This window comes from Streptomyces sp. NPDC006552 (genome assembly GCF_040611655.1).
GTDB lineage: Bacteria > Actinomycetota > Actinomycetes > Streptomycetales > Streptomycetaceae > Streptomyces.
Genome location: NZ_JBEXOS010000029.1, coordinates 64,099 through 76,354, shown reverse-complemented (window position 1 = coordinate 76,354; position 12,256 = coordinate 64,099). Strand labels below are relative to the sequence as shown.

At 69.4% G+C, this 12,256-nt stretch carries 13 protein-coding genes; all 13 read right to left on the bottom strand.

All coding sequences use genetic code 11. From position 1 onward, the window contains the following. Positions 1–18: 18 nt before the first annotated feature. Positions 19–1,611 carry a F0F1 ATP synthase subunit alpha gene (gene atpA, locus ABZY33_RS18565; RefSeq protein WP_356492657.1) on the bottom strand — a complete coding sequence of 531 codons (1,593 nt, stop codon included), beginning with the start codon at positions 1,609–1,611 and terminating at the stop codon, positions 19–21. Positions 1,612–1,723: 112 nt separating this feature from the next. Further along, the gene (locus tag ABZY33_RS18560; protein ID WP_356492683.1) at positions 1,724–2,539 is read right to left on the bottom strand and encodes a F0F1 ATP synthase subunit delta; all 816 of its coding nucleotides are present in this window, start codon (positions 2,537–2,539) and stop codon (positions 1,724–1,726) included. A gap of 2 nt (positions 2,540–2,541) precedes the next feature. After that, positions 2,542–3,096 (bottom strand): F0F1 ATP synthase subunit B, encoded by a 555-nt coding sequence (locus tag ABZY33_RS18555; protein WP_356492656.1) that lies wholly within the window; start codon positions 3,094–3,096, stop codon positions 2,542–2,544. A 42-nt stretch (positions 3,097–3,138) separates the two neighbouring features. Next, positions 3,139–3,369 (bottom strand): ATP synthase F0 subunit C, encoded by a 231-nt coding sequence (gene atpE / locus ABZY33_RS18550; protein WP_024884520.1) that lies wholly within the window; start codon positions 3,367–3,369, stop codon positions 3,139–3,141. 76 nt (positions 3,370–3,445) lie between these two features. Further along, a complete protein-coding gene (atpB, locus tag ABZY33_RS18545; RefSeq protein ID WP_356492682.1) occupies positions 3,446–4,282 on the bottom strand; it encodes a F0F1 ATP synthase subunit A in 837 nt (278 codons plus the stop codon). A 210-nt stretch (positions 4,283–4,492) separates the two neighbouring features. Next, positions 4,493–4,930, bottom strand: coding sequence for a hypothetical protein (locus tag ABZY33_RS18540; protein ID WP_356492655.1), 438 nt, complete (start codon positions 4,928–4,930; stop codon positions 4,493–4,495). 415 nt (positions 4,931–5,345) lie between these two features. Next, entirely contained in the window at positions 5,346–5,687 is a 342-nt protein-coding gene (locus ABZY33_RS18535; RefSeq protein WP_356492654.1) for a hypothetical protein, read from the bottom strand. 308 nt (positions 5,688–5,995) lie between these two features. Continuing rightward, positions 5,996–7,333 carry an MraY family glycosyltransferase gene (locus tag ABZY33_RS18530; protein ID WP_356492653.1) on the bottom strand — a complete coding sequence of 446 codons (1,338 nt, stop codon included), beginning with the start codon at positions 7,331–7,333 and terminating at the stop codon, positions 5,996–5,998. A gap of 157 nt (positions 7,334–7,490) precedes the next feature. Further along, positions 7,491–8,735, bottom strand: a complete 1,245-nt coding sequence (gene glyA, locus ABZY33_RS18525; protein ID WP_356492652.1) for a serine hydroxymethyltransferase — start codon at positions 8,733–8,735, stop codon at positions 7,491–7,493. A gap of 44 nt (positions 8,736–8,779) precedes the next feature. Then, positions 8,780–9,418, bottom strand: a complete 639-nt coding sequence (locus tag ABZY33_RS18520; protein WP_356492681.1) for a protein-tyrosine-phosphatase — start codon at positions 9,416–9,418, stop codon at positions 8,780–8,782. 23 nt (positions 9,419–9,441) lie between these two features. After that, positions 9,442–10,089 carry an L-threonylcarbamoyladenylate synthase gene (locus ABZY33_RS18515; protein WP_356492651.1) on the bottom strand — a complete coding sequence of 216 codons (648 nt, stop codon included), beginning with the start codon at positions 10,087–10,089 and terminating at the stop codon, positions 9,442–9,444. A gap of 95 nt (positions 10,090–10,184) precedes the next feature. Continuing rightward, entirely contained in the window at positions 10,185–11,024 is an 840-nt protein-coding gene (gene prmC / locus ABZY33_RS18510; RefSeq protein WP_356492680.1) for a peptide chain release factor N(5)-glutamine methyltransferase, read from the bottom strand. Between the two features lie 70 nt (positions 11,025–11,094). Then, positions 11,095–12,171, bottom strand: a complete 1,077-nt coding sequence (prfA, locus tag ABZY33_RS18505) for a peptide chain release factor 1 (protein ID WP_356492650.1) — start codon at positions 12,169–12,171, stop codon at positions 11,095–11,097. Between the last annotated feature and the right edge of the window lie 85 nt (positions 12,172–12,256).

Here is a 12,256-nt window from a genome sequence, read left to right as displayed (position 1 = left end):
GTCAGGTCCCTTCCGTGGTCACTTACCGGCCGCGGCCGGAGCGTCCTCGCCGAGAAGCTTCCCGTCCGAGGTCTCGAACTGCTTCTTGAACTCCGTGATCGCGTCCGCGACGGCCTGGAGGGTGTCGTCCGACATCTTGCCGCCCTCCTTGATGGAGGTCATCAGGCCCTGCTCCTTGCGGTGCAGGTGCTCCAGGAGCTCGCGCTCGAAGCGGCGGACGTCGGAGACCGGCACGTCGTCCATCTTGCCGGTGGTGCCGGCCCAGACGGAGACGACCTGGTCCTCGGTGGACATCGGCTGGTACTGAGCCTGCTTGAGCAGCTCGACCAGACGCTGACCGCGCTCCAGCTGCGACTTCGACGCGGCGTCCAGGTCGGAACCGAAGGCGGCGAACGCCTCCAGCTCGCGGTACTGGGCCAGGTCGAGACGGAGCCGGCCGGAGACCTGCTTCATCGCCTTGTGCTGGGCGGAGCCACCGACGCGGGAGACCGAGATACCGACGTTCAGGGCCGGGCGCTGACCGGCGTTGAACAGGTCGGACTCCAGGAAGCACTGGCCGTCGGTGATGGAGATGACGTTGGTCGGGATGAACGCGGAGACGTCGTTGGCCTTCGTCTCGACGATCGGCAGACCCGTCATCGAACCGGCACCCAGTTCGTCCGAGAGCTTGGCGCAGCGCTCGAGCAGACGGGAGTGCAGGTAGAAGACGTCACCCGGGTAGGCCTCGCGCCCCGGCGGGCGGCGGAGCAGCAGGGACACGGCGCGGTAGGCGTCGGCCTGCTTCGAGAGGTCGTCGAAGATGATGAGGACGTGCTTGCCCTCGTACATCCACTGCTGGCCGATGGCCGAACCGGTGTACGGCGCCAGGTACTTGAAGCCGGCCGGGTCGGACGCCGGGGCGGCGACGATGGTCGTGTACTCCAGCGCGCCGGCCTCTTCGAGGGCACCGCGCACGGAGGCGATGGTGGAGCCCTTCTGACCGATGGCGACGTAGACGCAGCGGACCTGCTTCTTCGGGTCGCCGGTGCGCCAGTTGTCACGCTGGTTGATGATCGTGTCGACGGCCAGGGCGGTCTTGCCGGTCTGACGGTCACCGATGATCAGCTGACGCTGGCCACGGCCGATCGGGGTCATCGCGTCGACAGCCTTGTAGCCGGTCTCCATCGGCTCGTGCACCGACTTACGGGCCATGACGCCCGGGGCCTGCAGTTCAAGGGCGCGTCGGCCGCTGGTCTCGATCTCGCCGAGGCCGTCGATCGGGTTGCCGAGCGGGTCGACAACACGGCCGAGGTAGCCCTCGCCGACACCGACGGACAGGACCTCTCCGGTGCGGTGCACCGGCTGGCCCTCCTCGATACCGCTGAACTCGCCGAGGACGACCGCACCGATCTCGCGCTCCTCGAGGTTGAGGGCGAGACCCAGGGTGCCGTCCTCGAACTTCAGCAGCTCGTTGGCCATGGCCGAGGGAAGACCCTCCACCTTGGCAATGCCGTCGCCGGCCACGGTGACCGTACCGACCTCCTCGCGCGAGGCCGCGTCCGGCTTGTACGCCTGGACAAAGTTCTCCAGCGCGTCCCGGATCTCCTCCGGCCGGATCGTGAGCTCCGCCATCTGGGTTCCCTGCTCTCCTTGTTGGGCCCGAAGTGTTCTTGGGGTCTGGGGTCAGCCCCCAGGAATCCTCTGCACGGCCCAACTAGGGCCGTAGTCGTACGTGGGTGAGGTGTCAGCCGGCCATGCGGCGGCTGGCGTCCTCGATGCGGTCCGCGATGGAGCCGTTGATGATCTCGTCGCCCACCTGCACCTTGATCCCGCCGAGGACCGCGGGGTCCACGTCCAGGTTCAGGTGCATCTGGCGCCCGTAGAGCCTCGCCAGGGACTGGCCCAGGCGCTGCTTCTGCAGGTCGCTCAGCGGAACCGCGGTGGTGACGACGGCCACCATGCGCTCCCGCCGCTCGGCGGCGAGCTTGGAGAGGGACTCGAGTCCCGCTTCCAGGCTACGTCCCCGGGGCGTGGTCACCAGCCGCGCGACGAGTCGCTCGGTGGTGGGCCGGGCCCGGCCGCCGAGAAGCTCCCTGACCAGGCCGCCGCGGGCCGAGGCCGACGCGGTGCGGTCGGTGAGCGCGGAGCGGAGCGCGGCGTCGGAGCCGACGATCCGGCCGAACCGGAACAGCTCGTCCTCGACGTCGTCGAGGTCACCGTTCTTCTGCGCCGCGGTCAGCTCCGCGGTGTCGGCCAGCTCCTCCAGGGAGTCGACCAGGTCGCGCGAGGCCGACCACCGGGAGCGGACCAGTCCGGCCACCAGGTCGACGGCTTCGCCGCTGACCTGGCCGCCGAGCAGCCGGCCCGCGAGCTCCGCCTTGGCGTCGCCGTCCTGCGCCGGGTCGGTGAGGACCCGGCGCAGCGAGACCTCGCGGTCGAGCAGCGCGGTAACCGCGGCCAGGTCGCCGGCGAGTGCCTCGGCGGAGACCGACGTGGAGTCGGTCAGCGCGTCCAGACGCTCACGCGCGGCGACGAGGGCCTCGCGGCTCGCTCCGTGCACGGTCATCGAGCGGCCTCTGCCTTCGTCGCGGTCTCATCGAGACCATCGAGAAAACGGTCGATCGTGCGCGACTGCCGGGCGTGGTCCTCGAGGGACTCGCCGACGAGCTTGCCGGCCAGGTCGGTGGCCAGCTGGCCGACGTCCTGGCGCAGCGCCTGCGCGGCGGCCTTGCGGTCGGCCTCGATCTGGGCGTGACCGGCGGCGATGATCTCCTCACGCTGCCGCTGGCCTTCCGCGCGCATCTCGGCGATGAGCGTGGCGCCCTGCTCCTGCGCCTCCTGGCGCAGCCGCGCGGCCTCGTGCCGGGCCTCGGCGAGCTGAGCCTTGTACTGCTCAAGAACGCTCTGGGCCTCGGTCTGAGCGGCCTCGGCCTTCTCGATACCGCCTTCGATGGCCTCGCGCCGCTCTTCCAGAACCTTGTTGATGTTCGGGAGGAGCTTCTTGGCGAGGAAGCCGAAGACGATGACGAAGGCGATCAGGCCGATGACGAGCTCGGGAATCGGCGGGACGAGGGGATTTTCCATCTCCTCGGCCGCTACCGTGAGCAGCTGGCTCATGTCAGTGCCTTTCGTCTAGTCAGCGGTTCGTGGATCCGTGGATCACTTGCCGTAGACGAACGGCATGACCAGACCGATGAGGGCGAGCGCCTCACAGAAGGCGAAGCCGAGGATCTGGTTGGCGCGGATCAGGCCGGCCGCTTCGGGCTGACGGGCCAGGGCCTGGGTGCCGTTACCGAAGATGATGCCGACGCCGACGCCGGGGCCGATGGCAGCGAGGCCGTAACCGATGGAGCCGAGCGATCCGGAAACAGCGGCAAGGGTCTGGGACATGCCAGTTCTTCCTTTTCTTTGCGAACCGGTGGGGGTTGGCCACCGGACGTTTGGGGGTGCGTGGTGCGGGAGACGCTCAGTGGTTCTCGGCGAGCGCGCCCTGGATGTAGGTGCACGTCAGAAGGACGAACACATACGCCTGAAGTGCCTGGATGAAGAGCTCGAACGCGGTCATCACGATGGTCATGACGAAGCTGACGCCGGCGTAGGCGATACCGATGCCGTTCAGCAGGTACCAGCTGGCGATCGTGAAGAGCAACAGCAGCGTGTGGCCCGCGAACATGTTCGCGAAGAGTCGCACGGCGTGCGTGAAGGGACGCACCAGCAGGTTCGAGAAGAACTCGATGACCATGGCCAGCGGCAGGACCGCGCCCAGCGACTTGTCGTAGCCGGTGACGTTCTTGAAGAAACCGACGAACCCGTGCCGCTTGAAGGTCAGCGAGACCCACAGGACGTAGACGATCAGGGCGAGCACGGCCGGGTAGGCGATGATCGACGTGACCGGGAACTGAGCGACCGGGATGACCGACCAGAGGTTCATCATCCAGACGAAGAAGAAGAGCGAGACGATCAGCGGTACGTACTTCTCGCCCTCCTTCTTGCCGATGGTCTCGTAGACGACGCCGCGCCGGATGAAGTCGTAACCGGCCTCGACAACCATCTGCAGCTTGCCGGGAACGACCTTCGGCTTGCGGAAGGCCGCCCAGAAGACGCCGACCACGACGAGCGAGCCGAGCAAGGCCAGCAGCATCGGCTTGTTGAAGTAAAGGTTGCTGTCGGCATCGCCCCACAGGGGCTCGAACAGGAACGAGTGCAGGCCGGGAGCCGGGAAGCCACATCCATCAAAAATGTGGCAGTCGGTCTCGAAGGCGAGCACCTGCGTCGGGTCAGCACTCACCGCGGGCTCCTTCAGCGTGGCGCATAGGTACGGCAACCTCGTTGTGTCGGCGCGGCGTGCAGCCGCAGTTCGGCACGGGACTGGTGTTACGGATGTGGGGGCGGCAGTTGGGCATCGAGCCTCGCGTTACAGCAGGCGTCAGCTCAGATGCCCGCGCCCGCGATGCCGCAGTTGGCACCGGACGATAGCAGGGTCGTGAACCCCCACTTATCCCGCCCCTACGCTTCACGTCTTCGACCCCGACTTCTCGGGCTGCTCGCCCTTCTGGGGGTCGGGTTCGACGTAGAGGATCTTGGCTTTCATGTGGGCACGTGCCTGCGCACCGATCCAGGTGAGGGTCGTGGCGACAAGCGTCAGCGCGAAGGCTCGGGGGTTGAAGAAGGACGTGTCCTGGAACAGGGCCACGAAGATCACCATGAGCAGCAACTGGGCCGCGTACAGCAGTAGCCCCATCATCTGGAACAGGTGCGGAAGCGATTTGGCGGTGCGTTGCAGCACCACGAGTCCCAGCCCCATAAAGATCAGGGTCACCAACGTACCGACCACCGCACCGAGAGCACCCTTGCCCCCCGCGACCCCAGCACTGACCACGACGGCGATCGCGCCGACGGCGGCTGTGGGTACTGCGGTATGAACAAGGGTCCGTGCGTCATTGGACGGCATGGCGGCGCTCCGCTTACTGGTGGGGGCAGGGTGTCGTCATGGACGAGCGTAGTCCGGGGCCGAGAGAGGAAATCCGGGCCAAGGGACCGTCGCACTACGGTCTTTCGGCTCTATCCCCGGGTTTCGTGAACGGTATCACAAACTATTTGATGCGGTCTTTACCTAGAACGTGTGCCAACCGTCACACGTGAGGGGGAACCTGCGCGTCTGTGCGTCGGAGAGGGGAAATCGTCCTGTATCAGGAGGCTTTGAGAGCCCGGTTAGGTATGTCCGCGGTGAACAGAGGAGACAGGCGTCGACTCGGCCACCCAGCCGATGGTTGTACACACACGGAGACGCCCCCCGAAGGGTCCGGACGGACCTTCGGGGGGCGTCTTTGCCGTTCCCTCTCAGGAAACGAGCCTTTCGATCACGCTCAGCAGGTGACGACCTTGTCGTAGTCGACCCACGGCTGCATCGACGAGAGCATGCCGGTCTTGCCCGACTTGACCGACTTGCAGGCCGAGTCGTAGCCGTACTTGAAGATGCCCTTGAGCTTCTTCGTGCCGGCACAGTTGTTCTTGACCTTGAAGGCCTTGTACCCCTCGTCCTGGTGGGTCTTCGTGACCTTGACGCAACTCGGTACGGCTCCCTGGGCGACTACGTCGACGGCCGAGACCGTCTGCGCCTGAGGGGCGGCAACGGCCGGGCTGCCCAGCAGTCCCAGCGACCCGCTCAGAGCCACTGCCGCTACGCCCAGCATGACGGACTTACGCATCATTCTTCCTCCGCTCACCCATGAGTGAGGAGGGCGCCGCCCTGGTCAGGAGCGGCGCGTTCCCCCTATGACGTGAACATTCCTAACACGGGTGATCATGCGGTTTCAGGGATTTACCGACGCGACGCCGGCCTCCGACGTCTCAAAACCCGCTTGCTCGACACTCTGCGCACAAACGGAAGCACCCACCCTCACCGCGATGAGCAGGGCGGACGGTGGCCGGCCCACAACCTCACGCACGGGCGGGAGATGATCTCGGCCAACCTGTCCGCCACGCGCGGCCGGGCACGATACGGCGAACGGCCCGGTCAGTTGTAGGTCGTGTCCTTGTCCTGAGCCGTGAAGCGGGACCGGCCCCCGATCGCGGTCGCTCCGTGGAGCCCTGCCGGGACCGGCGTCCGGTCCTGTTCGGTGTCGTGCCCCCCGAGCGGCTCGGGCGCCTCGGCGGGCTCGTCGGTCGCGGCGGCGGAGCGCCGGCGGCGGTACCGCGGCGGCACCAAGTGCTGGGCCCAGCGTGGGGCGTGCGGGGTGAAGCGCGGGAGCAGGAGGAGGACCAGGCCGACAAAGCTGAGGGCCACGATGGTGAGGACGACCCACATGCCGGACGCGGAGTGCACCGAGTAGGCCACCGCGCCGAAGGCGATCAGCGCCGACCAGAAGTACATGATCAGGACCGCGCGGCTGTGGGAGTGGCCGATCTCCAGCAGCCGGTGGTGGAGGTGGCCGCGGTCGGCGGCGAACGGCGACTGGCCGTTCCACGTGCGGCGCACGATCGCGAGGACGAGGTCCGCGAACGGGATCGCGATGATCGTCAGCGGCATCACGAGCGGGATGAAGACGGGGAGCATCGCGTGCGTGGTGTCCCGCGTGCTGCCGCCGAGGTTCAGCTTGAGGGCGTCCGGGTCGATCTGCCCGGTCATGGAGATCGCGCCGGCCGCGAGGACCAGCCCGATCAGCATCGAGCCGGAGTCGCCCATGAAGATCCGGGCCGGGTGCATGTTGTGCGGCAGGAAGCCCAGGCACATGCCCATGAGAATCGCCGCGAAGAGCGTCGCGGGGGCCGCGGCCTCGATGCCGTAGCCGTACCAGATGCGGTAGGCGTACAGGAAGAACGCGGCGGCGGCGATGCAGACCATGCCCGCGGCGAGACCGTCCAGGCCGTCGACGAAGTTGACCGCGTTGATCGTGATGACCACGAGGGCCACCGTCAGGAGCGTGCCCTGCCACTGGGTCAGGCCGACCGTGCCGACGCCCGGGATCGGCAGCCACAGGATCGTCAGACCCTGCATGACCATGACGCCCGCGGCGATCATCTGGCCGCCCAGCTTGATCAGCGCGTCGATCTCGAACTTGTCGTCGAGCACCCCGATCAGCCAGATCAGCGCGGCACCGGAGAGCAGCGCCCGCGGCTCGTTCGAGGAGTCGAAGACCTTGTCGAGGTTGGTGAGGTGGTCGGCGACCAGCAGGCCCGCGCACAGGCCGAAGAACATGGCGATACCGCCGAGCCGCGGCGTGGGTTCCCGGTGCACGTCGCGCGCACGGATCTCCGGCATCGCGCCGGCCACAATCGCGAACTTCCGCACCGGGCCTGTGAGCAGATAGGTCACCGCGGCCGTGATGCAGAGCGTCAGCAGGTATTCACGCACGGGCTTCCCCACAGGTATCGCTGGCCATCTCAGCCCCACACCCTAGCTTCGTGTGCTTGGCGATGGAGACTTCCGGGTAGCGACGATGGTTGCACGAGTGACCGGCGGGTTGTGTCGCGGCGCCGTACCAGGGGTGTCCCGGAGCGGCGCCGGCCCGTCAGCCGCGGGCGTACGGAGGAAAGCGCGCGGCCAGTTCCCGGACCTCTTCGCGGGTCGCGCGCGGGTCGAGATCGCCGCGTACGACGCCCGCGAGCAACGCCGCGATCTGGGCCGCCTCGGTCTCGCGCATGCCCTGCGTGGTGACGGCGGCGGTGCCGAGGCGCAGGCCGCGCCCGTCGCCGTGCGGCAGCGCACAGGTGTCCAGGACCATCCCGGCGGAGGCCAGCAGGCCGCGGGCGGTCCGCGCCGCGACGCCCAGCGGGGCCGGGTCGACGGTGACGAGGTGGGTGTCGGTGCCGCCCGTGGTGACGCCGCACCCCTCGGCGACGAGCGCGGCGGCGAGCGCGCGGGCATTGGCCACGACCTGGTGCGCGTACCCGGAGAAGGCCGGCTGCGCCGCCTCGCCGAACGCGACGGCCTTCGCGGCGATCGTGTGCATCTGCGCGCCGCCCTGCGTGAACGGGAAGACCGCCCGGTCCACCCGGTCCGCCAGCTCCGCGCGGCACAGCAGCATGCCGCCGCGCGGACCGCGCAGCACCTTGTGGGTGGTGGCGCAGACGATGTCGGCGTACGGGACGGGACTGGGGGCCGCTCCCCCGGCGACGAGGCCGATGGGGTGCGCGGCGTCCGCGATCAGGTAGGCGCCCACGTCGTCGGCGATGGCGCGGAAGGCCGCGTGGTCGATGTGCCGGGGGTAGGAGATCGAACCGCACACGATGGCCTTGGGGCGGTGGGCGCGGGCCGTGCGGCGGACCTCGTCGTAGTCGATGAGCCCGCTGACGGGGTCGACGCCGTAGGGCACGAAGTCGAACCAGCGGCCGGAGAAGTTGGCCGGTGAGCCGTGAGTGAGGTGGCCGCCCGCCGGCAGTCCCATCGCGAGGACCGTGTCGCCGGGGCGCAGCAGCACCGCGTACGCGGCGAGCACGGCCGAGGAGCCGGAGTGCGCCTGCACGTTGACGTGCTCGGCGCCGAAGAGGGCCTTGGCGCGGTCGACGGCGATCCGTTCGGCCACGTCGACGAGTTCGCAGCCGCCGTGGTGGCGGGCGCCGGGGTAGCCCTCCGCGTATTTGTTGGCCAGCGGGGAGCCGAGGGCCTCCAGGACCGCGGGCGAGGTGAAGTTCTCGGCGGCGATCAGCTGGAGGGAGCCGGCCTGGCGGGCCGCCTCACCGGCGATGATCTCGGCCAGCTCGGGGTCTTGGCGCGTCAGCTCCGTGAGGGGCGCGGGTTCGGACGTGACCGGCATCTTTCCAATGTAGGGCCGGGCGGCCCGGGGCGCCTGGGCTCGGGCTACGCGACGCCGGTCAGGGCCCGCACCACCGGGTCCAGCGCCTCGTTGATCTCGCCGCCGACGGAGCGGAAGAACGGCAGCGGGGCGCCGTAGGGGTCGTACACCTCGTCCGCCTCGACGCTCGGTGCGAGCAGCCACCCGCGCAGCGCGGCGGCGGCCCGCACCAGGGACCGTGCGCGCCCCACCACGCCGCCCGCGGCGCTGTCCCGGGGGTCGGGGAGGGTCGCGGGGTCTATGGCCTGCACGAGCCGCGTGAACTCCTTCAGCGTGAACGTGCGCAGGCCCGCGCTGTGGCCCATGGAGATGACCTGGGCGCGGTGGTCGCGGGTCGCGGTCAGCACGAGGTCGGCTCTTATGACGTGGTCGTCCAGGAGCTCGCGGCCGACGAAGCCGGAGGCGTCCGCGCCGAAGTCGGCCAGGACCTGTTCCGCGTTGGCCTCCATCGGCGCGCCCTCGTGGCCCCAGGTGCCCGCGCTCTCCACGACGAGCCCGCCGGCCAGCGGGTCGCCCAGCCGGTCCGCGAGGGCATGCCGGGTCAGCCGCTCGGTGATGGGCGAGCGGCACACGTTGCCGGTGCTGACGTGGAGGATGCGGAAGCAGTCGCCGGGGAGCGGATGCGCCCCGTAGTCGGTGCCTATGCCACGCCCCGTCTCAGGGGCTGTCAATTCGCCACCTCGAGGTCGGGTACGACCTTGCGCAGCTCGTCGGCGCTGAGGGCACCGGCGCGCAGCAGCACCGGGACCTTGCCGGTGACGTCGACGATCGACGAGGGGACGATGCCGGGGGTGGGGCCGCCGTCGAGGTAGACGGAGACGGAGTCGCCAAGCATCTCCTGGGCGGCGTCGCAGTCCTCCGGCGAGCGGTGGCCGGTGAGGTTGGCGGAGGAGACGGCCATCGGGCCGACCTCGTTGAGCAGTTCGATGGCGACCGGGTGCAGCGGCATGCGGACGGCGACGGTGCCGCGGGTCTCGCCCAGGTCCCACTGGAGGGACGGCTGGTGCTTGGCGACGATCGTCAGGGCGCCGGGCCAGAACGCGTCGACCAGCTCCCAGGCCATCTCGGAGAAGTCCGTGACGAGGCCGTGCAGCGTGTTCGGGGAGCCGATGAGGACGGGGCTCGGCATGTTGCGGCCGCGGCCCTTGGCCTCCAGGAGGTCGCCGACCGCCTCGGCGGTGAACGCGTCGGCGCCGACGCCGTAGACGGTGTCGGTCGGCAGCACGACGAGTTCGCCGCGGCGGACGGCGGACGCGGCTTCACGCAGACCGGTTGCGCGGTCGGTAGCGTCGTTGGTGTCGTAACGCCGTGCCATCTAGCGGGCCTCCTGCTCTGCGTACTGCTCGACATACTGCTGGATGTACTGCTCGGACCGCTCGGGTGCGTGCCGTGCGGCGTGCGGCGCGTGGGTCACGGCATCGCCTTGCGGGCGGTGGCGAACCGCGGCCGGTTGTTCAGGTCGGGGTGGTCGGCGGCGTCCGCCCAGCCCCGCTCCTCGGTGAAGATCCACGGCACCAGGCCGCCCTGGGTGTCCGCGTGCTCGATGACGACGACGCCGCCGGGCCGAAGGAGACGGTGGGCGGTGCGCTCGATGCCGCGGATCAGGTCGAGCCCGTCCTCGCCGGAGAAGAGCGCCATGTCCGGGTCGTGGTCCCGGGCCTCGGGTGCCACGTACTCCCACTCGGTGAGCGGGATGTAGGGCGGGTTGGAGACGACGAGGTCGACCTGGCCGTCGAGGTCGGGGAAGGCCTCCAGGGCGTCTCCCTGGCGCAGGTCGACCCGGGACCCCTCGACGTTCTTCCGCGTCCACTTCAGGGCGTCCTCGGAGAGCTCCACGGCGTGCACACGCGAGCGCGGGACCTCCTGGGCGAGCGCCAGCGCGATGGCGCCGGAGCCGGTGCACAGGTCGACGATGAGCGGCTCCACGACGTCCATGGCGCGCACGGCGTCTATGGCCCAGCCGACGACCGACTCGGTCTCGGGGCGCGGCACGAAGACGCCGGGCCCGACCTGGAGCTCCAGGTAGCGGAAGTAGGCGCGGCCGGTGATGTGCTGGAGCGGCTCGCGGGCCTCGCGGCGCGCGATGACCTCCCAGTAGCGCGCGTCGAAGTCCGCGTCCTTGACGGAGTGCAGCTCGCCCCGCTTGACACCGTGCACGAAGGCGGCGAGCTCCTCCGCGTCGTTGCGCGGCGAGGGCACGCCCGCGTCCGCGAGGCGGCGGGTGGCCTGCGCCACCTCCGCGAGCAGCACGCTGCGGGGGTTGGGGGGCCGCCCCCCGAGATGTCGCTGCACGCTGGTCCTCCGAGCTGATCTACGAGAGTTATGCGGCGGCGAGCTTCGCCGCGGAGTCCGCGTCGACGCAGGCCTGGATCACGGCGTCGAGATCACCGTCGAGCACCTGGTCCAAGTTGTACGCCTTGAAGCCGACGCGGTGGTCGGAGATCCGGTTCTCCGGATAGTTGTACGTGCGGATCTTCTCGGAGCGGTCGACGGTGCGGACCTGGCTGCGGCGGGCGTCCGCGGCCTCCCGCTCCGCCTCCTCCTGCGCGGCCGCGAGCAGCCTGGAGCGCAGGATACGCATCGCCTGCTCCTTGTTCTGCAGCTGGCTCTTCTCGTTCTGGCAGGAGGCCACGACGCCGGTGGGCAGGTGCGTGATGCGCACCGCGGAGTCGGTCGTGTTGACGGACTGGCCGCCGGGCCCGGAGGAGCGGTAGACGTCGATGCGCAGGTCGTTCATGTTGATCTCGACGTCGACCTCCTCGGCCTCGGGCGTGACCAGCACACCGGCCGCGGAGGTGTGGATGCGGCCCTGGGACTCGGTCGCCGGGACGCGCTGCACGCGGTGCACGCCGCCCTCGTACTTCAGGCGGGCCCAGACGCCCTGGCCGGGCTCGGTCGCGCCGTTGCCGCCCTTGGTCTTCACCGCGACCTGGACGTCCTTGTAGCCGCCCAGCTCGGACTCGGTGGCGTCGATGATCTCGGTCTTCCAGCCGACGCGCTCGGCGTAGCGCAGGTACATCCGCAGCAGGTCGCCGGCGAACAGGGCGGACTCGTCGCCGCCCGCGCCGGCCTTGACCTCGAGGATGACGTCCTTGTCGTCGGACGGGTCGCGGGGCACCAGCAGCAGCCGCAGCTTCTCGGTGATCTCCTCGCGCTGCTTCTCCAGCTCCTTGACCTCGGCCGCGAAGTCCGGGTCGTCGGCGCCCAGTTCACGGGCGGTCTCGATGTCGTCGCCGGTCTGCTTCCAGGAGCGGTACGTCGCGACGATCGGGGTGAGCTCTGCGTAGCGCTTGTTGAGCTTGCGCGCGTTGGCCTGGTCGGCGTGGACCGACGGGTCCGCGAGCTTGCCTTCCAGATCGGCGTGCTCTCCGATGAGGTCCTCGACGGCCTCGAACATCTCCGGCTCCTGCGGGTACGGGGTGCTGTGTCATTCCAAGGGCAAAAGGGGTTGCACCGCAAAGCGCCGGTCCCGGTGCCCCAGC